32 protein-coding genes are annotated in these 26,518 nt (G+C 60.0%); 14 read left to right on the forward strand and 18 right to left on the reverse strand.

Annotated elements, in window-relative coordinates; translation table 11 throughout:
* Positions 1-14 precede the first annotated feature (14 nt).
* A complete protein-coding gene (locus tag AAIH70_RS15605) occupies positions 15-2,855 on the forward strand; it encodes an EAL domain-containing protein (RefSeq protein ID WP_430034919.1) in 2,841 nt (946 codons plus the stop codon).
* A gap of 18 nt (positions 2,856-2,873) precedes the next feature.
* Here AAIH70_RS15605 and AAIH70_RS15610 read toward each other — a convergent pair whose 3' ends face one another.
* Entirely contained in the window at positions 2,874-3,215 is a 342-nt protein-coding gene (locus AAIH70_RS15610; RefSeq protein ID WP_132274329.1) for a hypothetical protein, read from the reverse strand.
* Between the two features lie 129 nt (positions 3,216-3,344).
* Here AAIH70_RS15610 and AAIH70_RS15615 point away from each other — a divergent pair, with 129 nt between their 5' ends.
* Positions 3,345-3,734 carry a hypothetical protein gene (locus AAIH70_RS15615; RefSeq protein ID WP_132274332.1) on the forward strand — a complete coding sequence of 130 codons (390 nt, stop codon included), beginning with the start codon at positions 3,345-3,347 and terminating at the stop codon, positions 3,732-3,734.
* Here the strand turns inward: AAIH70_RS15615 and AAIH70_RS15620 are convergent.
* The gene (locus AAIH70_RS15620) at positions 3,731-4,012 is read right to left on the reverse strand and encodes a hypothetical protein (RefSeq protein WP_132274335.1); all 282 of its coding nucleotides are present in this window, start codon (positions 4,010-4,012) and stop codon (positions 3,731-3,733) included. The genes AAIH70_RS15615 and AAIH70_RS15620 overlap by 4 nt on opposite strands.
* Before the next feature lie 127 nt (positions 4,013-4,139).
* Here AAIH70_RS15620 and AAIH70_RS15625 point away from each other — a divergent pair, with 127 nt between their 5' ends.
* Positions 4,140-4,568 carry a DUF6678 family protein gene (locus AAIH70_RS15625; protein ID WP_132274338.1) on the forward strand — a complete coding sequence of 143 codons (429 nt, stop codon included), beginning with the start codon at positions 4,140-4,142 and terminating at the stop codon, positions 4,566-4,568.
* Positions 4,569-4,974: 406 nt separating this feature from the next.
* Here AAIH70_RS15625 and AAIH70_RS15630 read toward each other — a convergent pair whose 3' ends face one another.
* From AAIH70_RS15630 to AAIH70_RS15650, 5 genes are all read right to left on the reverse strand, one after another.
* Positions 4,975-5,295: a ribonuclease E inhibitor RraB gene (locus AAIH70_RS15630; RefSeq protein ID WP_132274341.1), complete on the reverse strand. Its 321-nt coding sequence runs from the start codon at positions 5,293-5,295 to the stop codon at positions 4,975-4,977.
* A gap of 7 nt (positions 5,296-5,302) precedes the next feature.
* On the reverse strand, positions 5,303-5,566 hold the full coding sequence (locus tag AAIH70_RS15635) for a hypothetical protein (protein ID WP_132274344.1): 264 nt from the start codon (positions 5,564-5,566) through the stop codon (positions 5,303-5,305).
* 67 nt (positions 5,567-5,633) lie between these two features.
* Positions 5,634-6,698 carry a zinc-binding metallopeptidase family protein gene (locus AAIH70_RS15640; protein ID WP_132274347.1) on the reverse strand — a complete coding sequence of 355 codons (1,065 nt, stop codon included), beginning with the start codon at positions 6,696-6,698 and terminating at the stop codon, positions 5,634-5,636.
* A gap of 103 nt (positions 6,699-6,801) precedes the next feature.
* On the reverse strand, positions 6,802-6,993 hold the full coding sequence (locus AAIH70_RS15645) for a CsbD family protein (protein WP_132274350.1): 192 nt from the start codon (positions 6,991-6,993) through the stop codon (positions 6,802-6,804).
* Positions 6,994-7,110: 117 nt separating this feature from the next.
* A complete protein-coding gene (locus AAIH70_RS15650) occupies positions 7,111-7,716 on the reverse strand; it encodes a YqgE/AlgH family protein (RefSeq protein ID WP_132274353.1) in 606 nt (201 codons plus the stop codon).
* 151 nt (positions 7,717-7,867) lie between these two features.
* Between AAIH70_RS15650 and AAIH70_RS15655 the strand changes: the two genes are divergently transcribed.
* Positions 7,868-8,752 (forward strand): protein-disulfide reductase DsbD domain-containing protein, encoded by an 885-nt coding sequence (locus tag AAIH70_RS15655; RefSeq protein WP_245519165.1) that lies wholly within the window; start codon positions 7,868-7,870, stop codon positions 8,750-8,752.
* 124 nt (positions 8,753-8,876) lie between these two features.
* Positions 8,877-9,362: a peroxiredoxin gene (locus AAIH70_RS15660; RefSeq protein WP_132274356.1), complete on the forward strand. Its 486-nt coding sequence runs from the start codon at positions 8,877-8,879 to the stop codon at positions 9,360-9,362.
* A 49-nt stretch (positions 9,363-9,411) separates the two neighbouring features.
* Here the strand turns inward: AAIH70_RS15660 and AAIH70_RS15665 are convergent, their stop codons facing one another.
* On the reverse strand, positions 9,412-9,720 hold the full coding sequence (locus AAIH70_RS15665; protein ID WP_430034589.1) for a Dabb family protein: 309 nt from the start codon (positions 9,718-9,720) through the stop codon (positions 9,412-9,414).
* 216 nt (positions 9,721-9,936) lie between these two features.
* Between AAIH70_RS15665 and AAIH70_RS15670 the strand changes: the two genes are divergently transcribed.
* From AAIH70_RS15670 to AAIH70_RS15680, 3 genes are all read left to right on the forward strand, one after another.
* A complete protein-coding gene (locus AAIH70_RS15670) occupies positions 9,937-10,299 on the forward strand; it encodes a hypothetical protein (protein ID WP_132274361.1) in 363 nt (120 codons plus the stop codon).
* 92 nt (positions 10,300-10,391) lie between these two features.
* Positions 10,392-11,306, forward strand: a complete 915-nt coding sequence (locus AAIH70_RS15675; RefSeq protein WP_430034591.1) for a peptidoglycan-binding domain-containing protein — start codon at positions 10,392-10,394, stop codon at positions 11,304-11,306.
* 185 nt (positions 11,307-11,491) lie between these two features.
* Positions 11,492-12,568, forward strand: a complete 1,077-nt coding sequence (locus tag AAIH70_RS15680) for an NAD(P)-dependent alcohol dehydrogenase (protein WP_132274367.1) — start codon at positions 11,492-11,494, stop codon at positions 12,566-12,568.
* Between the two features lie 136 nt (positions 12,569-12,704).
* Here the strand turns inward: AAIH70_RS15680 and rnhA are convergent, their stop codons facing one another.
* The 3 genes from rnhA to AAIH70_RS15695 all read right to left on the reverse strand — a co-directional run bounded on the left by rnhA (position 12,705) and on the right by AAIH70_RS15695 (position 15,617).
* Entirely contained in the window at positions 12,705-13,172 is a 468-nt protein-coding gene (rnhA, locus tag AAIH70_RS15685) for a ribonuclease HI (protein ID WP_132274370.1), read from the reverse strand.
* Positions 13,169-14,143, reverse strand: a complete 975-nt coding sequence (locus AAIH70_RS15690) for a homoserine kinase (protein ID WP_132274373.1) — start codon at positions 14,141-14,143, stop codon at positions 13,169-13,171. The genes rnhA and AAIH70_RS15690 overlap by 4 nt, the downstream gene beginning before the upstream one ends.
* A gap of 145 nt (positions 14,144-14,288) precedes the next feature.
* On the reverse strand, positions 14,289-15,617 hold the full coding sequence (locus tag AAIH70_RS15695) for a PLP-dependent aminotransferase family protein (protein WP_132274376.1): 1,329 nt from the start codon (positions 15,615-15,617) through the stop codon (positions 14,289-14,291).
* A gap of 103 nt (positions 15,618-15,720) precedes the next feature.
* On the opposite strand from AAIH70_RS15695, the gene AAIH70_RS15700 reads away from it, so the two are divergent.
* The 5 genes from AAIH70_RS15700 to AAIH70_RS15720 all read left to right on the forward strand — a co-directional run bounded on the left by AAIH70_RS15700 (position 15,721) and on the right by AAIH70_RS15720 (position 20,618).
* Positions 15,721-16,692 (forward strand): nitrate ABC transporter substrate-binding protein, encoded by a 972-nt coding sequence (locus AAIH70_RS15700; protein ID WP_132274379.1) that lies wholly within the window; start codon positions 15,721-15,723, stop codon positions 16,690-16,692.
* A 62-nt stretch (positions 16,693-16,754) separates the two neighbouring features.
* Positions 16,755-17,642 (forward strand): ABC transporter substrate-binding protein, encoded by an 888-nt coding sequence (locus AAIH70_RS15705; RefSeq protein WP_132274382.1) that lies wholly within the window; start codon positions 16,755-16,757, stop codon positions 17,640-17,642.
* Positions 17,639-18,568, forward strand: a complete 930-nt coding sequence (locus tag AAIH70_RS15710) for an amino acid ABC transporter permease (RefSeq protein WP_132274385.1) — start codon at positions 17,639-17,641, stop codon at positions 18,566-18,568. Before AAIH70_RS15705 ends, AAIH70_RS15710 begins: the two co-directional genes overlap by 4 nt.
* Complete coding sequence (locus AAIH70_RS15715) at positions 18,565-19,359, forward strand: amino acid ABC transporter ATP-binding protein (protein WP_281033596.1); 795 nt, start codon at positions 18,565-18,567, stop codon at positions 19,357-19,359. Before AAIH70_RS15710 ends, AAIH70_RS15715 begins: the two co-directional genes overlap by 4 nt.
* 74 nt (positions 19,360-19,433) lie before the next feature.
* Positions 19,434-20,618 (forward strand): M20 aminoacylase family protein, encoded by a 1,185-nt coding sequence (locus AAIH70_RS15720; RefSeq protein ID WP_132274388.1) that lies wholly within the window; start codon positions 19,434-19,436, stop codon positions 20,616-20,618.
* Positions 20,619-20,709: 91 nt separating this feature from the next.
* Here AAIH70_RS15720 and AAIH70_RS15725 read toward each other — a convergent pair whose 3' ends face one another.
* Positions 20,710-21,363: a hydrolase gene (locus AAIH70_RS15725; RefSeq protein WP_132274391.1), complete on the reverse strand. Its 654-nt coding sequence runs from the start codon at positions 21,361-21,363 to the stop codon at positions 20,710-20,712.
* Between the two features lie 153 nt (positions 21,364-21,516).
* On the opposite strand from AAIH70_RS15725, the gene AAIH70_RS15730 reads away from it, so the two are divergent.
* Positions 21,517-22,410 carry a LysR family transcriptional regulator gene (locus tag AAIH70_RS15730; RefSeq protein WP_132274394.1) on the forward strand — a complete coding sequence of 298 codons (894 nt, stop codon included), beginning with the start codon at positions 21,517-21,519 and terminating at the stop codon, positions 22,408-22,410.
* A 55-nt stretch (positions 22,411-22,465) separates the two neighbouring features.
* Here the strand turns inward: AAIH70_RS15730 and AAIH70_RS15735 are convergent, their stop codons facing one another.
* The 6 genes from AAIH70_RS15735 to AAIH70_RS15760 all read right to left on the reverse strand — a co-directional run bounded on the left by AAIH70_RS15735 (position 22,466) and on the right by AAIH70_RS15760 (position 26,518).
* Positions 22,466-22,834: a YkgJ family cysteine cluster protein gene (locus AAIH70_RS15735; RefSeq protein WP_132274397.1), complete on the reverse strand. Its 369-nt coding sequence runs from the start codon at positions 22,832-22,834 to the stop codon at positions 22,466-22,468.
* Positions 22,835-22,839: 5 nt separating this feature from the next.
* Positions 22,840-23,154: a hypothetical protein gene (locus AAIH70_RS15740; protein WP_132274400.1), complete on the reverse strand. Its 315-nt coding sequence runs from the start codon at positions 23,152-23,154 to the stop codon at positions 22,840-22,842.
* Positions 23,155-23,234: 80 nt separating this feature from the next.
* The gene (locus tag AAIH70_RS15745; RefSeq protein WP_132274403.1) at positions 23,235-23,459 is read right to left on the reverse strand and encodes a hypothetical protein; all 225 of its coding nucleotides are present in this window, start codon (positions 23,457-23,459) and stop codon (positions 23,235-23,237) included.
* 219 nt (positions 23,460-23,678) lie between these two features.
* The gene (locus tag AAIH70_RS15750; protein ID WP_132274406.1) at positions 23,679-23,888 is read right to left on the reverse strand and encodes a cold-shock protein; all 210 of its coding nucleotides are present in this window, start codon (positions 23,886-23,888) and stop codon (positions 23,679-23,681) included.
* A 288-nt stretch (positions 23,889-24,176) separates the two neighbouring features.
* Positions 24,177-25,871, reverse strand: coding sequence for a flotillin family protein (locus AAIH70_RS15755; protein WP_132274409.1), 1,695 nt, complete (start codon positions 25,869-25,871; stop codon positions 24,177-24,179).
* Positions 25,868-26,518: an OB-fold-containig protein gene (locus tag AAIH70_RS15760; RefSeq protein WP_132274412.1), complete on the reverse strand. Its 651-nt coding sequence runs from the start codon at positions 26,516-26,518 to the stop codon at positions 25,868-25,870. The genes AAIH70_RS15755 and AAIH70_RS15760 overlap by 4 nt, the downstream gene beginning before the upstream one ends.

Raw genomic sequence — 26,518 nt, forward strand, 5'->3', positions numbered from 1 at the left:
CCGCGCTGGTTCTGATGCTGACCGCCCTGGTTTCAACGGCCGCCTTCGCCGCCGAGCCGGTCAAGCTTTCGCGTGACGACACCGCGCTCGACCTGACGCCGACAACCGAGATCTATGCCAACCAGGGCGAAGCCTTTCAGGTTTCCACCGCTGCCGGCACCGATGGCATCCGCCGCCGTATCGAGGTGCGCGCCTCCTCGCAAAGCCACCAGGGCGACTGGGCTGTGTTCGCGCTCGCCAACGTCACCGACGAACAGCTGGAGCGCGTCATCGTCGCACCGCATTTCCGCCTGGCAAAATCGCAGCTATTCTGGCCCGATCTCGGGTCGCAGCGCATCATCTCGATCACGCCATCCGAAGGTTTTGCACTCGACCGTATCGCCAGCCCCGATGCCGACGTGTTTCGCATCACGCTCAACCCCGGCGCCGTCATCACTTTCGTGGCCGAGCTTTCGACTCCGCAACTGCCGCAGATCTATCTCTGGCAACCGGATGCCTATAAGGATTCGATCAACTCCTTCACGCTCTACAAGGGCATCGTGCTCGGCATCGCTGGCCTGCTTGCCGTGTTCCTGACCATCCTTTTCGTGGTCAAGGGCACCTCGATGCTGCCGGCCGCCGCCGCCCTTGCATGGGCGGTGCTCGCCTATGTCTGCGTCGACTTCGGGTTTCTCGAAAAGCTCATATCGGTGACATCGAGCGACCAGCGAATATGGCGTGCCGGCGCGGAAGTGTCGCTGGCCTCATCAATGGTGATCTTCCTGTTCACCTATCTCAACCTCAACCGCTGGCACGTGCATCTGGGCTATGCGACATTTGCCTGGATCATCGGTCTAGGTCTGCTGTTCGGCGTCGCCATCTACGATCCGTCGATCGCATCCGGTATTGCGCGCCTGTCCTTCGCGCTGACCGGCACGGCCGGCATCCTTTTGATCGTTTATCTCGGCATGAACCGTTTTGACCGCGCCATTCTTCTGGTGCCGACATGGGCGGTTCTGCTGGTCTGGCTGTTCGGCGGCTGGCTGACCGTCACCGGGCGGCTGGACAACGACATCATCCAGCCGGCGCTGGGCGGTGGTCTGGTGTTGATCGTCCTCTTGATCGGCTTCACGGTCATGCAGCACGCCTTTGCCGGCGGCGCCTATCAGCAGGGCCTGTTTTCCGATCTGGAGCGCCAGTCGCTGGCGCTGACCGGCTCGGGCGATACCGTCTGGGACTGGGACGTGGCGCGCGACCGCGTCATCACCACGCCGGATATTTCCGCGCAGCTCGGCCTTTCCTCCGGCACCATGCACGGGCCGGTGCGCAACTGGATCCCGCGCCTGCACCCGGATGATCGCGATCGCTTCAAGGCGACGCTCGACGTGCTCTTGGAACACCGCCGCGGCCGCCTGAACCACGAATTCCGCATCCGCGCAGAAGACGGCCATTTCCACTGGCTGCAAATCCGCGCCCGGCCCGTTCTCGGCTCCAACGGCGAAATCATCCGTTGCGTCGGCACCGTCGTTGATGTGACCGAGCAGAAAAACTCCGTCGAGCGGCTGCTGCAGGATGCCATGCACGACAACCTCACCGGCCTGCCGAACCGTCAGGTGTTTCTCGATCGTCTGCAATCGGTGCTGACCATCGCCGCTTCCAGCGATGGCGTGCGCCCGACCGTGCTGTCGATAGATATCGACCGCTACAAGCAGGTGAACGACAGTTTGGGCATCGCCGCGGGTGACAACATTCTCATTGCGCTCACCCGCCGCCTGCGCCGTTTGCTGAAGCCGCAGGATACGCTGGCCCGCCTCTCCGGCGACGAGTTCGGCCTCATCCTCGTGTCCGAACGCGATCCGGCCAAGGTGGCGGATTTTGCCGATGCCGTCTCCAAGGCGATCATGGTGCCTATCAATTTCGCGCATCGCGAAATCATCCTCACGGCCTCGATCGGGCTTGCCTCATGGGTGGACCAGCAGGAAAACGCGCAAGGCCTGTTGAGCGACGCCGAGCTTGCCATGTACCGGGCCAAACGCGCCGGCGGCAACCGCGTCGAACCGTTCCGCCCGGCCTTCCGCGCCTCCGGCACCGACCGCCTGCAGCTGGAAACGGATCTGCGCCGTGCGCTGGACCGCAAGGAACTGACCATGGCCTACCAGCCGATCATCCGGCTGGACAATGGCGAGATCGCCGGTTTCGAATCGCTGATGCGCTGGGAACACCCCAAGCGCGGCACGATTCCGCCGAGCGAGTTCATCCCGATCGCGGAAATGTCGGACCTGATCGGCCCGCTCGGCCTGTTCGCGCTCGACCGCTCCGCAAACGACCTGAAGGACTGGGAAACCCAGACCGGTGTTCTGCCGATCTTCATGTCGGTGAACCTGTCGAGCGCGCAGCTGATCAACAATGATCTCTGCAACGACGTCCGTTCCATCCTCGCACGCACCCATTGCGAACCGAGCCGGTTCAAGCTGGAACTGACCGAATCGGTGATGATGGAGAACCCGGAACAGGCCCGCCTCGTGCTCAACAAGCTCAAGGAAACCGGCCTCAGCCTCGCACTGGACGATTTTGGCACCGGCCATTCCTCGCTCGCCTACCTGACGCAATTCCCGTTCGACACGATCAAGCTCGACAAGGCGCTGGTGGCGGGTGCGGCCGAAAAACGCGCACTGCTGCTGCGCTCGGTGATCGCCATGGCCCGTTCGCTGGAAATGGTGGTGGTGGCCGAGGGCGTGGAGACCGACGAAGACGCCGCCGATCTGGTGAAAATGGGCTGCCATTACGGCCAGAGCTATCTGTTTGGCCCGCCGATGGATGCCGGTTCGGTGCAACGGTTGCTGAAGGAACGGTTTCCGCTGACAAAACGGGCGTGAGGGGGGAAGCGACGGTCGTTATTGCGACCGACCGTCATCCAACTCGACAACGAAGCCGCCACAGAGAAATTCGAAGGCATCCTGTTCCGCATCAAATACGCGGTATCGCACCTCCGGAAAGTGCGATGATTTCTCTGGCTCGATCTGCAGATTAATGCCGGAAAGGGTCAGCATATTTTCGGGGCGTAACTCCACGCACTGATCGAAATGAAGCGAGAGACGACGCGTGCTTGTCGGGTTCACCATCACCATTGTGATGAACAGAAAAACGCAATCCGCAGACCGCTTGATCCCAAGCTCATCGATACGGCGGTAATCCCAGCATCTGGCCAAGGAAAGCTGTTCAAGCTTGTCTATCATAAGAATTTCTCAGTAAACGAAACATCGATTGCTGGCGGGTTTCAATCAACCTAGCATCGGCAGGACAGAGAAATCCAAGTGCGTTTTCCGATATCCTTACTCAAATCGTTTTTCAGACGGACAGATCAGATGCAGATTTCGCCCGAAATGTCTGATTTTCTGTTTCGCTTCGACCACTTCAACGACAGCGTCATCGAAACCATATCCGTCGATTACGGCAGTGACCAACCATTGCCGCGCATTCGCATCGTCCTGACCTGCCAGGATGATCTAGCCGACGAGCCAACTTGGAGACGTTGTGTCCTCGACTTTCGAAATGTTCGGGAGTTCAGGATCGGGCAGGACATGAACAGATCGTCCTGCGTGACATCCTTCGGCGTAGCCGTGACGATGGACGCCGGCTTGACCTATGTCGATTTCAACTGTCTCGGAGACACGGAGCGGAAAATCGATGAGGTACGCTCGTCCGGCTTTTTTGTCGGCGCGGAAACCGTCGAATTCGGCACTCTGGAAAACTAGTTCAGTGTAGTTTTTCTCGCTTCCCACTGTCTCATGTTCTGCAGTGCGTCCTCGAACATTCCATCGATATAGCCCTTGCATTTCAGTCGTGTCGCCGTCTGCTCCAGCTTCTGCCGGATATTTTCCGGCGTTCTGCCATAGGCGATCCCAGCGGGGACATTGTGGAATACGTCCGCCAGCGTTTGCGCCTTGCGCACATTGTCGGTCGCACGGATTTCGATCAGTGCGTAACCCAGAACTTTCAGGATGAGTTTGTAATCATCGCCTTGTGCCGTCATGTGAAACTCCGTGTTATGTGTGGTTGTGATGAAGGACTGTTTCCGTTTTAATGGGCGCAACACCATTGGGCCTCATTTTTCGGGCTATGGATGCTGAGTTGTCGCCTGCCGGTCGGAGACGTGGCCTATGTCGGTTCATACAAGGGAAATGCTTGATCGCCTTTCGCGCCGTGCCAGACGCGAATTTTCCTGCGGTCTGATGTCCGATACCAAATGGCGAAAGCTGTTCGCGACACTTGCGCACCTAGACATGCCGGAAGGCCAGATGCATGTTAAATTTCTGGACACGCCCGAAGTTCGGGCGATGCCTTTTCCCGGCCCGGTAGCCTTATGGCCACCGCACCCCTACATGGACTTGCAATTCGGCCCAATCGAACTGCGCGCCATCGAATGGATCGACTTTCCGCATATCGCCAGCACACCGCGAAGTCGCAACCTGCCCGACAGGAAAACCCCTCAGGCTCTTGCTCCTATCCGCCAAAATCTGAAGAGGCTGGGACAGTTTCCGATCGTCGAAACAGAGCACGGTATCCGCATCGAAGGTTACAGGCGATAAAACTGGGTTCGGCGCAGGCTGAAGGATGTGTAACTTGGTATGATCCGATCACTTACAAAATTCGCCTGCCTCGACTGTCAGCGTGTTTTCAAGCGACCCGCCGATGCCACTCAGAAAGTGTGCCCGCGCTGCGGCGGAGTTACCTATCGGACGGGTTCGGACTTTCGGCCGCCATCGGCCTCCGATAAAAAAGCCTGGGCTGTTGCCGCCTTCCTAATCTCCAAAGGATTTCCGTATTACCGGCTGGGCGTGCGTTACCCGACAACTCTGAAGGAGGCGGAGCGATTTGTGGAAGCCAATGCGGATTTTGCCGTAGACGTCAGCGAGAATGGTAAGGTGCCGGTGCAGTCTCCCAGAGATCGGAGACCGTGATTTTCTTGTTCGCCTGATCCGCCGCCCGATACCTTTAGCTTCTAAAAAATCCCCATCCATCGGCCTGCCCGGCACAGGATAGCGCAAGCTTGCTCAGATGTTCTTCATTATCGGTGATATTGCGGCAAGTCGGTCGCATGTCCAGAGATGCGGTGACATCAAACCGGTGGCCCTCTCGCTCGATCTCTTCGCCCGTAATGCTGAATCCATCCATCCGAGCTGTTCCTGCAAATTTCTCCGCGGAATCTCTATCGGGAAACATGTGAGAAAAGTCTACGACACTTGAAGGCCGGAGATCGGCTCCCTCCCTCTCCATCTTTCTCAGGATCTCGGCATTTTCATCGTATAGCGACATGACAGCCCTACAAAACCGTGACCGTTACCGCCAGTGAACGTCCGGCATACATCTCAAATGTCACACCGCTTCGTAGCAGATGATGCGGTGCCTCATCGACCAGAAAGCGCGCAGTACCCCGATCGAGTTCCTCGAATTCGAGCACCACGCTCCAGCCTTCATCCGCCGGGTCAGGATCAGATTGAAATCTGGCGGGCGCCGTATAGCACCCCGGCACAGTCATCCTGCCCGCGGCAATCTCGCTCCAGAGTATCTTTACCTTGCTGGTCATTCGAATGATCCTGTGCGCATCAGCATTTTATCGCCCGGGCACGGTCAAGCAATGGCCAAAATCCCCCTCAATACCGCTGATGCACCAGCCCGTGAATAAACTCCAGCTTCGCCACCACGGTCGGGCCTAGAATGAACGGATAGAGATCCGGCACGCCCAGAGAGCGGTGCATGGCGTTGAGCGCCACGCTGAACGGGATCCATGCCGAAACCAGCTGTTCGGCATCATGCGCGAAATATGGATTGAAGCCGATTTCCGAGGACATTTCCTGATGTCCGCGCGGTTCCACCACCATGCCGAAGGCGCGCGCCGTTTCCAGCGTGTCGACGATATGCAGGTAATGGGCAAAGCTTTCGGCAAAATCCTCCCACGGATGGGAGCTTGCATAGGTGCTGATGAAATCCTCCTGCCAGTTCGGCGGCGGCCCCTGCTCGTAATTGCGCTTCAGGGCTTCGGCATAATCCTGCCGTTCGTCGCCGAAGGCCAGACGAAACGGGTCCAGCCGGCCGCGGTCGCGCACCAGCTTGTCCCACATGTAATGGCCCACCTCATGGCGGAAATGGCCGAGCATGGTGCGGTAGGGTTCATCCATCTCCACCCGTATCTTTTCGCGGGTGGCATCGTCGGCTTCGGCGGCGCGGATGGCGATCAGGCCGTCCTCGTGGCCGGTCATGGGCGCAACCACCGTGCCATCCGGCTGCACTTCATCGATCAGGAAATCGAAGACCAGACCGCCTTCCGGGTCCTCGTTGCGCGTGGTGCGCGGCAAGTCCCATTTCAGCAGCGAATAAAACAGATGGCGTTGCGCCTGGCTGATGCGCCGCCATTGCTCCAGCCCATCCACCGTCGAGGCATCCGGCACGAGGCGATTGTGGCGGCAGGCAGGGCAGAAGGTCTCGCCGCTGCCGGCCGGCACCGTCCAGTTACAGATGTCGTGATCCGCATTTGCGCAGAAAAACACTCTCTCCGCCGGGTTGGAAACCAGCCGCCAGCCACCCTCATCGGTGTCTTCGGCAAGCGCATGCATCGTCAACTGCCCCGGCACGAAACCGAGGCGGTGGCCGCAATTGACGCAATTGCGGTTGTCGAAATGGATTGGCTGGCCGCAATGATCACAGTCGAACAGGCGCATTGTATTTCCCGGAAAAAAGAGAAAACAAAAGGTACAGATAAAGAAAACCTGCCTCGGCGAATGCCGAAACAGGTTTTCGAAAACTCACACGCGTGACGCGCTATCAGGCGCGATCAACGATATCCTTCAGGCCTTCCTTGGCCTTGCCCTTGGCCTGCTGTGCATGGCCCTTGGCTTCCTGTGCAGCGCCCTTGGCGCGCAGGGAATTGTTGTCGGTCGCCTTGCCGGCGGCCTGCTTTACCTTACCGGCAACTTCATTACCCTTGCCGCTGATCTTGTCTGCAGTGCTACCCATTGTCGTTCTCCTTGGTTGCCGGTGCTTTATTCTTTTCACCGTGTCTGCAAATAGAACGAACTGCTGTGCTTTTTGTTCCGCGCCGCAAAACATCACAGGCTGTTATCGGGATAAAAATCAGGCATGCCCGGCATCGGTGGACAGCATGGCGGCGCTGATGCCCATGGTGGCAAGGGCCCGCTCGTATTTGCCTTCGAGGCAATGATCAAAGATCATCTCTTCCGTGGCCGGGCAGTTCAGCCAGCCATTGCCGGCGATTTCCGCTTCCAGCTGGCCCGCGCCCCAACCGGCATAACCCAGCATCATCGTGGCGCGCGTCGGCCCGCGATCCTCGCTGATGGCGCGCACCACGTCGAGCGTCGCTGTCAGCGAAATATCGTCACTGATCGGAATGCTACTATCGCCGGTGTAATCGTCCGAATGCAGCACGAAACCACGGCCGGTTTCCACCGGACCACCGGACAGGATGGGAAAGGCGCGCGTCTTCTCCGGCAGAAGGATGGCATCGTGCTCATCCAGCATCTTCAGGTGCAGAAGCACGTCGACAAAGGAAATCTGCTGCGAGCGGTTGATGATGAAGCCCATGGCGCCATCGGCCGAGTGGGCGCAGATATAAACGACGGAACGGGCAAAGTTCCCATCCTCCATACCCGGCATGGCAATCAGGAACTGGCCGTCGAGAAAGCCGCGCTCGCGTTTGTCTCCAAGGGTGGGGAATTCCATCGTGCCTCCAGCCTGCTGCCGGCCGGGTGCGCCGACGGGCAGCGTCAGTTTGCGATCATCAACTGCAACATGGGTCAGTCTCTCCTGTCAATCAACCGAAAATGATTGTGTTTTTGAGATGTTGACTGGCCTACACCCGCAAGATGCAATAGTGGCCTTGATCATGCACATCACCCTGCCCTACCCGGATACCCGTCGTCGTTCCTGGATTGTCGCCGCTGCCCTGCTTGCCGGCGTGCTCGCCCTTGCTGCGCTGTTCTGCCTGCCGTCCATTGCCACGGCTGAAACGACAGCGTGGGCGCAGAATGAAGGCGGGCGCATGCGCATCGTCACCCTGCCGCCGGATGCCAGTGGGCGGGTGCGCGGCGGCCTGGAAATCGAGCCGAAGCCGGGCTGGATCACCTATTGGCGCGAACCGGGCGAGGCCGGTATTCCGCCGAAACTGAGCGTGGCCGAGGGCGGCGCGGCCAAGATCGGCGAACTTTCCTATCCGGTGCCCAAGCGCGTCGGTGACGGCAGATTGCTCGATATCGGCTACGACAAGCCGGTGACGCTGCCATTCGAACTGACGGTGAACGATCCCGCCGCCCCCGAACCGGTCACCGTCTCGAGTTTTGTCGGCCTGTGCCGCGATATCTGCATCCCGTTTCAGGCGGATTTCCTGCTGCATCTGAAGCCGGAAAACATCACCCCGCCACAGGAATTCATGATCCTGCAGAAAGCCGGCGCACTTCTGCCCGATCCGCCATCGATGGATTTTGCCGTCACCCATTATTCGCTGACCGATGCCCAGCAGACATTGCGGCTGGCGCTGCGCCTGCCGCAGGGCACCCAGAACAAGCCGCAGGTTCTGGTGACTGGGCCTGAAGGTTACGTATTGTTCGACGAGGCATCGGGCAAACGCGAGGGCGACAGCTATCTGGTCGAGATGGCGATCGAAAAACTGCCGGTCAAATATGACATCAAGGGCAAACGCTGGGACATTCTGGTGATCGCCGGCACGCGCGCCATGGAAACGTCGCTGGCGTTCGACTGAAGGCGCGGCCCGCCGGCCGGCCTTCCCATTTTTGGTCAACGCCCCGCCTTGCCTTGATCCCCGCGCCGCCTATAGTCGCCTTGACCTGACGATTGTCAGGAATGGGGTTCACGAGGAGACTGACATGACGATTTCGATCGGTGAAAAGCTGCCGCAGGCGACTTTCAAGGAAAAGACGGCGGATGGCCCGACCGAAGTGAACACGAGCGACCTTTTTGCCGGCAAACGCGTCGTGCTGTTTGCCGTGCCGGGCGCGTTCACGCCCACCTGCACGCTCAACCATTTGCCGGGTTATCTCGACAACCGCGAAGCACTGATCGCTAAGGGCGTCGATGATATCGCTGTCGTTGCCGTCAACGACTGGCATGTGATGGGTGCATGGGCTCAGGCATCGGGTGGTCTGGGCAAAATCCATTTTCTCGCCGATTTCGATGCCGCCTTCACCAAGGCGCTCGGCCTCGATGCGGACCTTTCCGGCGGCGGTCTCGGCATCCGCTCCAAGCGTTATGCGATGCTGGTGGAAGACGGCGTGGTGAAATCCCTCGATATCGAGGAAAGCCCCGGCCAGGCCACCGTTTCCAGCGCACAGGCGATGCTGGAACGTCTCTGAGACCTGTCAGCCGGCAGAGTTGCGAAGGGCGCCCGCGAGGCGCCCTTTTTCATATATCCAGATCGAATACCAGAAGCACGGCCAGCCCGCCCTCGGCGGATGCCACGATTTTTTCGCCGACCACGACATGGTCCGGGTGAACCAGATAGGCATCGCGCGCCTCGACCGTGTCGAATGTGACGACCAGCGCATCGGCGAAACCGCCGCCAAGCCCTTCCGGCGAGACATTCGGCCCGTATTTCACATCAACGATGCCGGACAGCTTTTGCTTCAGCGCAACGATCGCTTCGAAGATCTCCTTCTTCTGCGCCTTGTCGATCGAGGTTTTGAAGCGGATCAGAACGGTGTGCAGGATCATGTGACAATTCTCCGGGTAACATCCTGCCAGACAGATAGGTGCCCGGTGCCGGCCCGGAAAGGGCATGCCTACTTTTCCACACCGCAGCCATCACCACGAGGGGAGATATACCCCGGCCGCTTCAATGCGCGTTTACCGCGTATATTATGGCGACTTTAAGGCGATCATGGCTAAACCGGGGCATTGAATATTTTTGAAAATTCGAAAGCAATCAGAATGCGTTATGGTTTTATCGGATTATTCGGTCTGCTGCTCTGCTCGACCGCGGCGCATGCCACCGACCTCTCCGGCGATTATGCCGGCAGCTGCGACAACAACAACACTGTCCAATGCTGGATCCGTATTTCCGAACGCACCAAAGTCGAACTCACCGTTGCCGACCGGCTGGATTTCGAAAAGAAGCGCTGTGTTCTTTCCGGAACGCTGCTGCCGACGGCAACCGGTCTGAAGGGCGAGATCGGCAAGGGCAATCGCCTTGCGCTGCGCGATACGCCGGCCGGCGGCATCTATATGAGCCGCCTGCCTGTTTCCGCCTGCAAGATTGCCCTCAACGGCTTTTACGGCGTCATCGGCGACTGAAGCCGGCGCTTGCCATCCGATTTTCACGCGGCGCTCCGGGCTGGAAGCCCGCCTCTCCACACATCAAACATCATCCATAAGGGTCAAGGGTCATGGGCAAGATACATCGTGCGAAATTTCTGATGGCGAGTGTCGTCAGCTTCTCGCTGGTCACCGGTCAGGTTTTTGCGGAAACGCAGGCGTTCGCGCCTGCAGTCGCCGCGACAGACAGTGCCGCAACAGCCCCGGCCCCGGTATCGGCCCCGGCCGTCGCACCGGCACCAGACGCCATGGTACAGGCGCCTGTCCCCGCAGCAGTTACCCCACCGGCCGCAGCCGCGTCCAATGATGGCTGGGAGCAGGAATTTGCCCTGTGGCAGGCCGCTTCCAGCGGCAATTCGGTGGATGAATATAACGGCTATCTTGCAGCCTATCCGGCCGGTAAATTCGCGGCCATCGCCAAGGCCCGCATCGTCAAGCTGGTAGCCAGCGAAACACCGGCAGCCGACGAACACAATGCACCCGCCGAGATCGCAGCGCCCGTCGAGCCGGCCTTTTCCGTCGGCACACCGGAAACCGAAGCCGTATTGCTGAGCCAGAGAGCGACGCGCCGCGAAGTGCAGGGCCGGTTGACGTCGCTGGGCTTTTCCACCGGCGGTGCCGATGGCGCGCTGGGCGCCCGCAGCCGCAATGCCATCATGCAATGGCAGGGTTTCGTCGATGCACCGACCACCGGCTACATTTCCTATGACCAGCTGGCACGGCTGCGCACCGATTCCGAACAGCCCTATCAGAGCTGGCTCGCCTCCCAGCCAAAGCCGAAGCCGGCTCGCGTACGCGCGCGCCCTGCCGCCGGCGACGAACTGGTCGGCCGCGTCAACGACAACAGTGCTGCCGATGCCGCCATCGCGCTTGGCGTACTGGGTCTTGCCGCCGGCGTTATCGGTGGTGCAGCCATGAGCCGTGGCCGCCATCATGGTCCGCGTTATTACCGTGGCGGTGGCCGTCCGTTCCGCCACCATCGTTGAGCGAAACGTTTTTAGAAAGGACAGAAGGGCCGGCGGGTAACCGCCGGCCTTTTTGCTTTCGATTTGACGATTGTCACCTATAGGCGAAATTTAGCGGCAACCTGCGACAAAATGCAACCTTGAGCAGTTCTCACCACCTGTCACTCTGTGGGCATCGACAAGGCATACGAGAGGGAGGACTCGGCATGACTCAGAAGATGAAGGCGGCGATATTCGTCGAAAAAGGACGCATCGTCCTCGACGACAAACCGATCCCCGAGATCGGCCCGCTCGACGCGCTGATCCGCATCACCACCACGACGATCTGCGGCACCGATGTGCATATCCTGAAAGGCGAATATCCCGTCGCCAAGCGGCTGACCATTGGCCACGAACCTGTCGGCATCATCGAAAAGCTCGGCTCCGGCGTGAAGGGGCTGGCGGAAGGCCAGCGGGTGATTGCCGGTGCGATCACGCCATCGGGCTGGAGCACGGCCTGCCTTTGCGGCTGCGGCGCGCAAGATGGCGCCGGCACCAAACATGGCTTCAAGGCCATGGGCGGCTGGCGGTTCGGCAACACCATCGACGGCGCGCAGGCCGAATTTCTGTGCGTGCCGGATGCCATGGTCAATCTGGCGCCGATCGATGATGGGGTGACCGATGAACAGGTGCTGATGTGCCCGGACATCATGTCGACCGGCTTGTCCGGCGCCGAAACCGGGCAGATCAAGATCGGCGATTGCGTCGCGGTGTTCGCTCAAGGACCGATCGGGCTGTGCGCCACGGCCGGCGCCAAATTGCTCGGTGCGACAAAGATCATCGCCGTCGATACCCTGCCTGCGCGGCTGGAGATGGCGCGGCGCATGGGTGCGGATTTTGTGGTCGATTACCGGGCGGAAAACCCGGTGGATGCGATCATGCGTATCACCGATGGGCGCGGCGTCGATGTGGCGATCGAGGCGCTCGGCACGCAATCGACCTTCGAGGCGGCGCTACGGGTTCTCAGGCCCGGCGGCGTTCTCTCCAGCCTCGGCGTTTACTCCACCGATCTCACCATACCACTCGATGCGTTTTCCGCAGGGCTTGGCGACAAATCGATCCGCACCACCCTTTGCCCCGGTGGCAAGGAGCGCATGCGGCGCATGCAGGACGTCATCTCTTCCGGCCGCGTCGACCTGTCCGGTCTCGTCACCCACCGCTTCAAGCTCGATCAGATCGAAGAGGCTTATGATCTCTTCGCCAATCAGCGTGACGGCGTGTTGAAGGTGGCGATCACGCCCTGAGCTTCCATGCTGCGTGCGCAGATCGACACTTCGCCAGGCAACAGAATGCCGGGATCACGGGAGGAGGTGGGACGACACGCCGAAACCGTAACGTCCCGCATAGCATCGGCCCGGTCGCATTCCCCGGGCCGATGTCTTATTTGATGAGCAGCGAACGGCCGAACGTGGATTTTTTGAACGGCGCCATGCCGAGGCGGGCCAGTTCATCGGCGCGCTCATTTTCCGGGTGGCCGGCATGGCCCTTGACCCAGTGCCATTTCACCTTGTGGCGCTGGTTGGCGACATCGAGCCGCTGCCACAGTTCGCCATTCTTGACCGGCTTCTTGTCGGCAGTCTTCCATCCGTTCTTTTTCCAGCCAAAGATCCATTTCGATATGCCATCCATGACATATTTGCTGTCGGTGTAGAGATCGACTTCGCACTCGCTTTTCAGCGCATCCAGCGCAGAAATGGCGGCGAGCAGCTCCATGCGGTTGTTGGTGGTTTCCGCCTCGCCACCGTTCAGTTCCTTGGTGGTTTCGCCATAACGCAGGATAGCGCCCCAGCCGCCGGGACCGGGATTGCCCGAACAGGCGCCATCGGTGAAGATCTCGACCTGTTTCATGCCGGCTCTCCCGAAATGCCGTAATCGGCAACGCCCGTTACTTTTGCATGGAAGCGCAGCTTGCGCAGATATTCGATCGGGTCCTTTTTCACCACCAGCGCGCCTTCCGGGGTTGTCAGCCAGTCGTAAAGACGGGTGAGGAAGAACCGCAGGGCTGAGCCGCGCGCCAGGATAGGCAGGGCAGCGAGTTCCTCTTTGCTCAGCGGCCGCACCGACTGATAACCTTCCAGCAGCGCCTTGCCCTTGGTGACATTGTAAGCGCCGTCTTTCTCGAAACACCAGGCATTGAGGCAGATCGACACGTCATAGGCCAGCATGTCGTTGCAGGCGAAATAGAAATCGATCAGGCCCGACAGCGTGTCGCCGAGGAAGAAGACATTGTCCTGAAACAGGTCGGCATGGATGACGCCCGACGGCAGGTTCTTCGGCCAGTGGGCGGAGAGGAAATCGAGTTCGCCGGCAATTTCGTCCTGCAGACCGGTCTCGACCTCGTCGGCGCGGTCGGCAGCCTTTGCCCAGAGCGACACCCAGCCTTCGAGCGACAGGGCGTTGGGACGGGTGATCTGAAAACCTTCGCCTGCAATGTGCATCTTGGCGAGCGCGCTGCCCACTTCACGGCAATGTTTTGCTTCCGGCTTGCGCAGCCACATGCCCTCAAGGAAGGAGATCAGCGCGGCAGGACGGCCCGACAACTCGCCCAGCAGAGCGCCATCGTTGCGCGGCAAGGGCAGCGGGCAGGTGAGACCGCGATCAGCCAGATGCTGCATAAGGCCGAGGAAGAAAGGCAGGTCTGATTTTTCGACGCGCTTTTCATAGAGCGTCAGAATCAGCGGATCCTTGGTGGTGTGCAGCAGAAAATTGGTGTTCTCGACACCCTCGGCAATGCCCTTGTAGGAGGTCAGCTCGCCAGCGTCATATTGGCTGAGGAACTGCTTGAGGTCGATTTCGGTGATGTCGGTATAGACGGCCAAGGGTATCTCGCGGGGTGTGTCGTTGTGGGGGGCAGAATCGTCCGCCGGACATTATTATGCCATTTGCCTTGATGGGCGGGCTGCGGACAAGAGGAGCCGCTCAGAAAACATGGCTTGGCCTGATGCTTCTCCCTATAGAAACCCGTCATCCGCCTCTTGCCGCAAGGGCAATCGCATCCGCCACTTCCTCGGCGCGGTCCTCCAGCGTGCTCGTTGCCACGCGCAGATGATTGCCGCGAAGCACCGAAAATTTGTTTCCTGGCTGCGCGGCAATGCCGCGTGCCGCCAGCGTGACCAGGGCAAATGGCTCCGTTTCCACCGTGACCCATGCACACAGGCCCCTGCCCACCGTCGCCTCGACACCACGCGCCGCCAGCCGTTCCGTCAGACCGTCGCGGCGCTTCTGATATATCTCGCGGGCATTGCGGACGATATCATCGGTTGCCGGATCGCGCAGTAGCCAGGCCACCGAGGCTTGAAGGATGCGGCTGGTCCAGGCCGCACTGAAACTGCGATAGGACTGGATCTGTTCGACAATGGCTTTCGTGCTGGACAACACCGCCAGACGCAGGTCCGGTCCAAGCGTTTTCGAAAACGAAAGGATGTGGATGACGCGGTCAGGGAATTCGGTGCCAAGTGAACGGCGCGGCGTTTCGGCGATATCCGCAACGCCGTCGTCTTCTATGATCAGCGTATCGCTGCCGCGCAAGACATCCGCCAGTTCCCACATACGTCCGGCAGTCACTGTCCGGCCGGTGACCGAATGCAGGCGCGGCTGGAACAGGAACACCACCGGCTTGTAGCGCATCGCCTCCTGAAGGGATGACGGCACCGGCCCGTCCGCATCGCATTTCACCGGAATGATATGGGCACCGATATGTTCGAGAATATCGAGAAGGCGCATGGCCGTCGGCTCCTCGATGGCAACGGGAGCACCTGGCGTCACGAGTGCGTGGATGGCGGTATAAACGGCGTTGTAGCCGCCATTCATGGTCAGGAATGCTTCGGCATCATAGGGCCATGTCTTGCGGACTTCCGTCTCCAGTTCCGGCAGGATTCGACTGCGCTCGTAGCTATTGAGGTCCTCGGCCTGGGCGCCATAGGCCAGCGCCTTTTCGAGCGGCGGCAACAGGCGCTGATCCGGCACGGCCATGGTCAGGTCCAAAACACCGGAACCGTAATGGCCGGAACTGGCCAGTCGTTCCGGCTTGGCGATGAAGCGATCCCCGCTTACCCAGGTACCGTTGCGCCCCCTGCCGGTAATGATTTTCTGCTTACGAAGCTCGCTCCAGGCCTCGGAAATCGTCGCCGGGCTCACACCGAGCGAAAAAGCGAGGTCGCGAATTGGAGGCAGCTTTGCCCCGACCGGCAATGCCCCGGCGCGGATCAACGCACTGGTTTCCAATGCGATTCCGCGAATTGTGCGATCGCTTAATTTTTCAGCAAACCAGGTCGAATCGTAGGCATCGCTCATTATGTCACCAAATTTAATGTTCAATAACGTAATAACATTTGATCATTTCGAATTGAACATTTTAATCTCAGCTCATCAGCATTTTCTGACATGAGTAGCTCAAATGACACTGCGCCTTAAAATTGCACTGCGTGACTGGGACTACATGACGCCGCTGGTCCTCGGTGACGTCACATCCGACAAGCTCGATCTGGAGGTCGATCGCATCGGCACGCTGGTGTCGCATGTCGGCAAGGACCCCGATCACGACGCCGCCGAAATGTCGTTCAGCCGCTATACCCAGCTGCGCCATGACGGTGATGACAGTGTTGTCGGTATCCCCAACTTCATCATGCGCGGCTTTCGTCATCGCTGCATCATGACCATGGCCGGCAGCGACATCACCACGCTCGGTCAGCTCAAGGGAAAACGCATCGGCGTTACCGGCTGGCGCGACAGCGGCAACACCTGGACACGCGCCGCCATCCGCCGCGAAGGTGTCGAGGTCACGGACGCCATGTGGTATGCCGGTCGCCTGACCGAGGCACATCCGATCACCGACCGTCTGGACGGTTTTGGCCAGCCCGGCCTGATCGAGGCCTGCCCCGGCGAAAAGCCGATGGTCGACCTTTTGCGTGACGGTGGCCTCGATGCGATCTTCACGCCGTTCATGCCGAACGGTTATTTCGAGCCGGGTTCGCCCTATCGTCAGGTTCTCTCGGATTTCCGTTCGGAAGAGCGCCGTTACTTCGATGAAGTCGGTTATGTTCCCGGCATGCACCTGATCGGCATCAAGGCCGAGATCGTCGCCGAAAACCCGTGGGTGGTCGCCGAAGTCAGCCGCCTGATCGACGAGTCGCAGAAAATGTGGACCGAGAAGCGCCGCAAATATGCCGAAACCACGCCGTGGATGTTCGACGAAGTGCTGAAAACCTCGCGCGAACTGCCCAAGGGCTGGGATGCCAGCGGCTTTGCCGTCAACCGCAAGATGATTGACGACTTTGCCGGAGAATTGCATGCGCAGGGCATCATGAAACGTCACATGACGCCGGAAGAACTGTTTGCATACGACACCGACGGCAGCCGCATCGGTTGATCGCAAGCCTGAAACCTTAGCCTCTCAAGAAACGTAGTTTGTGTAAAACAAGGGGAATGAACATGTCGCATAAGAAACTCATCGCTCTCGCATTGGCCGGCGTTGCTCTCGCCGGCGTCGCCAAGGCTCAGGACGCCGCCATCAAGCTGGACGTCGTCAAGGAACTGCACGACCGTCTGCCGGCCGACATCAAGACCGCCGGCAAGATGATCTCCGTCAACAACGGCTCGTTCCCTCCCTATGAAATCGTCACCGGCACGGAAATGACCGGCGCCAGCGCCGATCTCACCGACGCGCTCGGTCAGGTTCTCGGCGTCAAGATCGACCACGCAACCGTCGGCGGCCTGCCGGCACTGCTGGCCGGCGTCAACTCCAACCGCTACCAGTTCGCCTTCGGCCCGGTCGGCGATTTCAAGAGCCGTGAAGAAGCCAACGATTTTGTCGATTGGGTTCAGGAATTCGTGGTCTTTGCCGTGCAGAAGGGCAACCCGAAGGGCATCACCTCGCTCGACACCGCCTGTGGCACCCGCATCTCGGTCATGGCCGGCGGCTCGGCCGAGCGCGTGATCCAGGCGCAGTCGGAAAAGTGCAAGACCGACGGCAAGGCAGCGGTTGAGGTTCAGTCCTATACCGACCAGCCGGCCTCGATCCTCGCCGTCCGCTCCAAGCGCGCCGATGCCTTCTTCTCCTCGCAGGCACCGCTGACCTATTTCGTTTCCCAGGCAAACGGCCAGCTGGAACTGACCGGCGTTGGTGAAAAGAACGGCTTCGACAACCTCTACCAGGGCGCTGTCGTGCCGAAAGGTTCGCCGCTCGGCCCGATCCTGAAGGACGCCGTCAAGGTTCTGATGGACAACGGCACCTATGCGACCATCATGAAGAAGTGGGGCCTTGAGAACAACATGCTCAAGGAGCCGGGCATCAACCTCGGAGGCGTGTTGCCGAAATGAGCCAATCAACCGTGACCAACGCAGCGCCATCCGGCGCTGCGGACTTCCGCGATGTGGCAACCGCCCACGCGCCGTTCCGCTACGGGCGCCTTGCGCTCTGGCTGATCGTGACGATCGTCGTCGTCGATTTCGGCTGGATCGTCGCCAATAACGAAAACTTCGGCTGGCCGGTCGTTGCCCAGTATTTCTTCGACCCGACGGTTCTGAGCGGTCTTTACGTCAGCCTTGGCCTCACCGTGATCGCCATGATCCTCGGCGTGGCGCTCGGCCTGCTGATCGCCATCATGCGCATGTCGGACGACAGGCTGGCGAGCGGTTTTGCCTCGCTGTTCATCTGGTTCTTCCGCGGCACGCCGCTGCTGGTCCAGCTGATCTTCTGGTACAACATGTCGACGCTGTTCCCGAACCTGTCGCTGGCCATTCCCTTCGGCCCGACGCTGGCAAGCTGGGACACCAACTCGGTGATCACGCCAATGACGGCGGCGATCGTCGGTCTGGCGCTCAACGAAGCGGCCTACATGGCGGAAATCATCCGCGGTGGTCTCCTGTCCGTTGAACGCGGACAGGCGGAAACCGCGCAGGCATTTGGCATGACCAAGGCCCGCGCGCTTCGCCGCATCATCATTCCGCAGGCGATGCGCTCGATCGTTCCGCCGACGGGCAACCAGCTGATCAGCATGATCAAGGCAACGTCGCTGGTCAGCGTCATCGCCATGGCCGACCTGCTCTACTCGGTGCAGTCGATCTATAACCGCACCTTCGAAATCGTGCCCATGCTGATGGTTGCGGTCATCTGGTACCTGCTGATCACCTCTGTCCTGAACATCGGCCAGAGCTATATCGAAGCCTATTACGGCCGCAGCGACCGCCGCAACGCAACGACCGCCGCCAAACCGGCTGCGGTGACCGAGGAGGCAAGCCATTGACCGCAACTGTCAAAAAAATTGCCGTTGATGCAAAGCCCCTCGTTCAGGCCCGCAACGTTCACAAGGCCTTCGACCAGCTCGAAGTCCTGAAGGGTATCGATCTCGATGTCGCGCCCGGTGAAGTCGTCGTTATCCTTGGACCTTCGGGCTCGGGCAAATCGACCTTCCTGCGCTGTATCAACCACCTCGAAGCCATTCAGCAGGGCTTTATCGAGGTGGATGGCGAGCAGATCGGTTACCGGGTGAAGAACGACCGGCTGGAAAAGCTGACTGATAACGGCATTGCCAAGCAACGCCGCAAGATCGGCATGGTGTTCCAGCAGTTCAACCTCTACCCGCACATGACGGTGCTGCAGAACATCATCGAGGCACCGGTCGGTGTGCACGGTCAGAGCCGCAAGGAAGCGATCGCGAACGCCCGCCAGCTTCTGAAGCGCGTCGGTCTTTCGGAAAAAGAGGGCAACTATCCGCGCCAGCTTTCCGGTGGCCAGCAGCAGCGCGTGGCGATTGCCCGTGCGCTGGCGATCAAGCCGAAACTGATGCTGTTCGATGAGCCGACCTCGGCGCTCGATCCCGAACTCGTCGGCGAAGTGCTGGCGACGATGAAGGATCTGGCAAAGCAGGGCCTGACCATGATCGTCGTCACCCACGAGATCGGTTTCGCCAAGGAAGCCGCCGACCGCGTGGTGTTCATGGATGGCGGCGTCATCGTCGAGCAGGGCAAGCCGGAAGATGTGATCGGCAACCCGCAGCATCCGCGTACACAGGCTTTTCTGTCGCGTTTCCTATAAAACATCCTCCCCGACTAGCCCCGGCCGAAAGGCCGGGGTCTTTTGTTTGAATTTCAAAAAAGTCTGGATAGACCATGCCCACCCAAGACAATCTCTACGCCCGCGTTGCCGATTTCGATGCGATGGAAGCCGAACTGAAGGCAACTCGCCAGCACCTGCACGCCCATCCGGAACTCTCCTTCGAAGAGGCAGAAACCGCCCGTTACGTGGCCGACAAGCTGGAAGGCTGGGGCTACGAGGTCACCCGCAATGTCGGCGGCCACGGCGTTGTCGCGACCCTGAAGAACGGCACCGGCACCAAGAGCATCGGCATCCGCGCCGACATGGACGCATTGCCGATCCTGGAAGAAACCGGCGCATCCTATGCCAGCACGGTTCCCGGAAAAATGCATGCCTGCGGCCATGACGGCCACACGACCATGCTGCTCGGTGCTGCAGAATATCTGGCCCGCACCAAACGTTTCAACGGCACTGTGACGCTGATCTTCCAGCCCGCCGAGGAAGCCGGCAAGCAGAGCGGCGCGCAGAAGATGATCGCCGACGGTCTGTTCGAGCGTTTTCCGATCGACGCCATCTTTGGGCTGCACAACCATCCGGGCATGCCTGCCGGCGCGCTTCTGACCCGTCCGGGCGCCATCATGGCCGGCGGCAACACGGTCAAGATCACCATTGTCGGCAAGGGCGGCCACGCTTCGCGTCCGCATCTGACCGTCGACCCGGTGCTGATTGCCTGCAATCTCGTCGTGACGCTGCAGTCGATCGTGTCGCGCAATGTCGACCCGACCCAGACGGCTGTCGTCACCGTCAGCACCATCCATGCCGGTGAAGCCTCGAACGTCATTCCGAACACCGCAAAGATCTCGATGAGCGTGCGCTATTTCGATCCGGCAGTCGCAGAACTGCTGGAAGAGCGCATCCGCAAGCTGACGGCAAGCGTTGCCGAAGGCCATGGCGCGACTGCGGAAATCGAATACGAATACGGTTATCCGGTGGTGATCAATTCCGAGGCAGAAACCGCCTTTGCCAATGAAGTGGCGCAGGAACTGGTAGGCACCGAGAACGTCTCCACCTGCCCGCCGCTGCCCGGCAGCGAAGACTTTGCCTACTACCTGCACCACCGCCCCGGCAGCTTCCTGCGTCTGGGCAATGGCAAGGATTCGCCGATCCTGCATTCGTCGAAATACGACTTCAACGACGGCAGCCTGACCACGGGTTCGGCCATGTGGGCACGACTGGCCGAGCGTTATCTCGACGCATAAGCCGGTTTGTCGAGCAAGCATTTGATGAGCCTCCTGCGACGAGCATCGCAGGAGGCTTTTTCTTTGTGGGTCGATTATCGATCCGCCCGGATCAACCGGCCGGGTTCGGCACCGGCGTGTTGAGCAGCTGTTGCTCCCACAGATAGGCAATGCCGCTGCCACCAGCGTGCTGCACGACGACTTCCGTGATTTTCTGAGCCGTTTCCATCCGCGCCCAATCACGTTGCCATTCCGATGCGACAGCCAGCCAGGTCGTCATGTTTGCGCCTGCGGCAATCATCCGCTGGATGGCGACTTCATGCGCTTCGACCGAAGTGCCACCCGAAGCATCGGTGACAACCGTCACGTCCCAGCCTTCGCCGAGCGCCTGTATTGCGGGCATGGCGACGCAGACTTCCGTCCACAGGCCCGCAATGATCAACTGCTTGCGGCCGGTCGCCTTCACCGCATCCACCGTCTTCTGGTCCTGCCAGGTATTGATGAATGTGCGGTCGATGATCTCCTGGCCGGGAAACACCTCGGCGATCTGCGGAAACAGCTTTCCACCCCGATCGGCGATCACGGTCGTCAGGATGGTCGGCACGCCGAATGCCTTCGCCGCTTTGGCCAGACCAACGGTGTTGTTGATGACCATTTGCGGTTCATGGCTGTTCAGATTTGCCAATTGATAGGGCTGGTGGTCGATCAGAACCACGACGGAATCTTCGGGACGAAGAAGTGAAGCAAGGCCGTTACGAAAAGTCATAAATAATCCTCCGCTGCCATTTTGTGTGAGCAAGGTTTCCCGGCAGGCATGCGCCGACAGCAACGCCGCCTGCGACGCGGACACTGTCATTCCCGTTTTCGATACGGTAGCCTCCAGAAATGCCGAAGTGTGTCGCAGATTGAGGAACGCCGAATGGATATCGAGGAGCTAAGAACATTCGTGGAAGTGGCCGATGCCGGCGGCGTTTCACCTGCCGCGCGGCGGCTGGGGATTTCAAAATCGATGGTCAGCCGAAGGCTTGCCCGGCTGGAAGACGATCTTGGTGTCCAGCTTCTGGCGCGTACCACCCGCGGGGCCGCCCTCACCGAGGCGGGCCTGACGTTTCGTGATCATGCGGCGCGGGTCTGCGTCGAGATCGATCAGGCAAGAGAGACGATCCTGCCGACCGGCGATCTTTGCGGGCGTTTGCGGATTGCGGTGCCGCTGTCTTTCGGACCCACCCATTTTGCCCATGTGCTGGCGGACATGGCGCAGCGGCATCCGCAACTGCACATCCATACGGCCTATAGCGATCGGTTCGTCGATCTCGTTTCCGAAGGTTTTGATTGCGCCATCCGGGTCGGTTATCTGCCGGATTCCAACATGATCGCCCGACGCGTCGGCCCGCTTTACGGAAAGCTGGTCGCGAGCCCCGATTACATTCGCAGAAACGGCTCTCCCGAAACACCGGAGGATCTGGCCGGCCATCAGGCGCTCATGCAGGGAACTGAACCCTGGCAATTCATGGATGGCGACGAAATCGTGACGGTTCATCCACGCGGCCGCTTCAAGGCCGATAACGCGATAGCGCTGGCGGCCGCTGCCTTGGCAGGGGTCGGCATCGCGTGGATTCCGGACGGCGTGACCGAGGAGCATCTGGCGTCCGGCGCGCTCGTTGCCGTCATGACACGTTTTCCGCCGCCACCGGCCGGGATTTATGTCATCCGTCCGCCGGGGCAGCACCCGGCGAGAAAGGTCCGTGTGCTGACGGAGATGCTGATCGAGTGTTTTGAGCACGCTACAGCGCCAAAAGATGGGGATGGCTGAGACAGGTTTTCCGGACGGCATTGGTCAGCAGGGGGCATGTGCCCGCCGCACGCCATCACTTGATGCCGAAAGCTGCCCGCGCCGTCTTGCAGGCGTAATCTCCGGGGGAACATTCTCGACAGACATCGGGACGGACATCGTAGACGCCGCAGGATGTGCTGACACCCACGCGGCCGGTAAGGGCCGAGCAGCGTGAGTCTTCGCAGCGCATGCCCCGTTGATCCGCCGCCACGAACTGTAGCGGGATCAAATCCAGGGCTTCATCGCTTTCGGTGGTGAACCTTGGCCATTCTTCGGAATAGGAACAGCAGGCGCCACATGCCTGGCAATCGAAAAGGCTTTCGCCGCCCTCGTCATCTTCGACGAGACCATCGTTGCCGGCATCGTGCCGATCGTGATCCGGCCGCCCAGATGAGACGGCCATGATCCTTACTTGTGCTTGAGCAGCCACATCTTGCCTGCCATCGTTATGCCATGCGGGCATTCGGCATCTGCAGCATTCTGGTCAAGGCCCTGCAGAAGACCGTATTCCCGCAACTGGTTGAGCGTTGCCGTCGTCGCAAACTTGATTTTCAAGGGACGTTCCTTGAAGCGATCGGTTTTCGCATACGTGACGGCAGCGCCGAGGTGGGTCCACCTGTTGCCCTCTTGCGGGTGAAGGTCGCCATCTTTCGCGAGCTTCAGTCCCCGGATCTGGGTTGGGGTCAACTCAACAGTCAGAATGGCGGTGGTCGTGCTGGTCATTTCTTTTGTTCTTCCTCTACGTGACGAAGCGCAGCGTGGCTCAACATATCACTTTCAAGCAAATCAATAATATGGACGGGTTAGGACTTCTTTACGTTCGCGTCCGGACTAGCTGCAGCATCAGGCATGGCACTTCGTGCTTCCATGGCCAAACGCGCCTCCCGGAGGCGGGAAGTCTTTTCTTGACGAGCTTTCACAACCGAGTCCAGTTCTTCGTGCGCGCGATCGCGTGCCGTGGTCTGAACCTTCGTCTTGTCGAATGCCTTTTCGGCGGTTTGTCGCGCCTTGCTGTGTTGCTCGTTCATTGTTTTCCCCGGTGTCAGTGACAGCGCATAATCCCGAAAGCCGGTTTCAGCTTCAGGCAATGAGCAGACTTTAAACTGATAAAGCGACTTATGTGCGCCGCATATGGCCCACAGCGCTGTCTTCAGGAAACAAAAAGGCCAGGCATTGGCCTGACCTTCTGTGTCCTACGCTTTCGGCAGTGCCAGTACATCCGTGGTCACACGAAAGCGGATACCGGATCAGACGGCCTGGAGATTGCAGGCAGACATCTTGCCGGACTTCTTGTCGCGTTCCAGCTCGAAGGAGACCTTCTGGCCTTCTACGAGTTCGCGCATGCCTGCACGCTCAACGGCGGAGATGTGCACGAATGCGTCGGCTTCGCCGCTGTCAGGCTGGATAAAGCCGAAACCCTTGGTGGAATTGAACCATTTAACTGTGCCAGTGGTCATGATGAACCCTCTCATAGCAATAGACGTGGACCGCAACGCGGAAGCGTCGCGGATGATGATAACGATGCTTTAAAGGGAGGGTCGTTCAATACGCGGTGCCAATCGCGCAGTAACCAAATCTCGGCAAGAAAAATATCGGTAAACTCTAAATAGTGATCAAAGCACCGAAAGTCAACTTTTAGTTTTTGAGGCCCCGTTTCCACACCATGCTCTCAAGCTGCCGGCATTGCCCGACAGGAAAAGAAGGAAACGGAGATTCCGCCCCCTCCCTCACGTCATGTCGTCTGATCAGGCCTTGTCGGGCTGAGGGCCTTTCAAGGCATTTTCGGTCGCCTTGGGTTTTGCCGGCGCCTGCAGATCCCCCATCAGCGAGGCGATCGCGTTTTCACCGGTAAAGCCCGCTTCCTTCAGCAACTGGTCGAGCACAGACTTGTTGGCCTGATAGTTCAGCAACTGGCCGGCAAGACCTTCGCCGAGGCCGATACCCGAGCCACCGCCTTCGCCGCCACGACCCAGCATGCCGCCGGTGTCGAAGATACGGATATCGGAGATCTTCTCGATCGGCTTGACGGCTTCCGCCAGCGCCTGCGGGATGATGCGGATACGCTCGCGCAGGATCTCGTAATCGATGATGGCGGCGCTCAAGCGATTGCGCGCCTCGTTGAGCAGGGCTTCGCTTTCGGCTTCCGCCTTGCCGGTTTCGAGCACGCCCTTGGCGCGGATGATGGCGGCATCCGCTTCAGCGTTGGCAAGCGTCTTGATGGCATCGGCCTGGTCGACGGCCGCCTGCTTTTCAGCTTCGGCGCCGACGGTGACGGCAGTCGCCTCGGTCTCGGCCTTCTTGCGGGCGTCGATGATGGCGATCTGGCGTTCACGCTCGGCGATCTCGACGGCCTTGGCGGTCGACACCTTTTCCTCGGCTGCAATCGCCAGCGCGCGGGCTTCCTCGGCGCGGGCCTTGGATTCGGACTCTTCGCGGCTCTTGTTGGCAACCGCGATGGCGCTTTCCTGCGAGACGATCTGCAGGTCGCGACGGGCTTCCGTGTCACGCTGCTGGACGGCGCGGGTGGCGTCGATATTGGCGCTTTCGCGGGCCTGCTTGGCAAGTGCCTCGCGTTCGGCGATCGCCTGTTCCGAAGCGATGCGAGCTTCTTCCTCGGCGCGCTTGGCGGCCTGTTCCTGCTGCGCGGTTTCGGCGCGGGTGGCCGCCGACTTGTTGGCGACGTCGCGTTCCTGGTTCAGTTCCGCCTCGCGCTTGGTGCGCTCGATCTCGAGCGAACGCTGGCGGGCCTCAAGATCCTTCTGGGCGATCGCAACTTCCGTATCGCGGACGATCTCGTTGCGTTCCTTCTTGCGTGCCTCGGTGATGCGGGTAAGCGTGGCCAGACCCTGGGCGTCGAAGAAGTTGTTGGCGTTGAAATGCCGGATATCGGTCTGGTCGAGACGGGTCAGCGATACCGATTCCAGTTCGAGACCGTTGGACTGCAGGTCTGAGCCGACGGCTTCCTGCACGGCCTTGACGAAGTCCATGCGCTGTTCCTGCAAGGCGTCCAGGTTCATCGTGGCGGCCACCGAGCGCAGGCCATCGACGAATTTCGCTTCGATGAGGATGCGCAACTGTTCGGCATCATTGGTGCGGTCACCCAGCGTCTGGGCAGCGAGCGCGATGGAGGAGGCATCCGGCTTGACGCGGACATAGAACTCGGCGCCGATATCGACACGCATGCGGTCCTTGGTGATGAGAGCATCACCCTCGCCGCGGCGCACTTCCAGTCGCAGCGTCTTCAGGTTGACGCGGGCGATCGAGTGAAAGATCGGCAGCACGACGGAACCGCCGTCGAGCACGACCTTCTGGCCGCCGAGGCCGGTGCGGACATAGGCTTCGTCTCGGCTGGAGCGGGTGTAGAGCGACGCGACAATGAAGGCGATGCCGAAGATCGCGACAAGGCCGATGCCGGCCGGCAACAACAGATCGTATATCATGAAAGCTCCGTAGAGTTTGGGTTCGGCTCCGTGGTCATGTCCGACGGTGCAACGATGGCAATGAAGACGTTTGAAACGGTATCGACGAGCAGGACTTCCGCGCCGATCGGAATGGTATCGGCATCAACCGCCGCGCGGGCGCGCAGCGTGTGCCAGTTGCCGTGGCGGTCCTTGGTACGCACGCGGCCAGGCAGCCCTTGGTCGAGCGGGCCGACAGTGACTTCGGCAAGCCGGCCGACAAAATCGGCCGGATCGATGACATAGGTTTCGTCACGCGGGACGATGCGCGAAACGAGGCTGCTTGCCCAACGCGTCTGCGGAATGGCGACTGCGAAGGCCGGGATCGACGCCAGCACCGCCGGCAGCGGCATCCAGATGGCGCGAGCGACCGCCTGCAGCACAAAGCCGTTGATGGCGAAAAAGCCGAGAAAGATCATCAGCAGCACGAGGATGGGCACGCCGCCGCGATTGACCCAGGACATCAGGCCCGAAAGCCCGCCGCCCTGCCCTTCCGGCATCGCCTTGTCGACCAGCTCGCTGAGCGACACACCAAGCAGAAGGCAGCCCATCTCGAGCACCGTGATGGTGACGAGAATGATGCTGGCCACTGCGAACGGTGCCGCCTGAGGGGCAAGAAAAAGGTCCAT

The organism is Neorhizobium sp. BT27B (genome assembly GCF_050455485.1).
Classification (GTDB): domain Bacteria; phylum Pseudomonadota; class Alphaproteobacteria; order Rhizobiales; family Rhizobiaceae; genus Neorhizobium.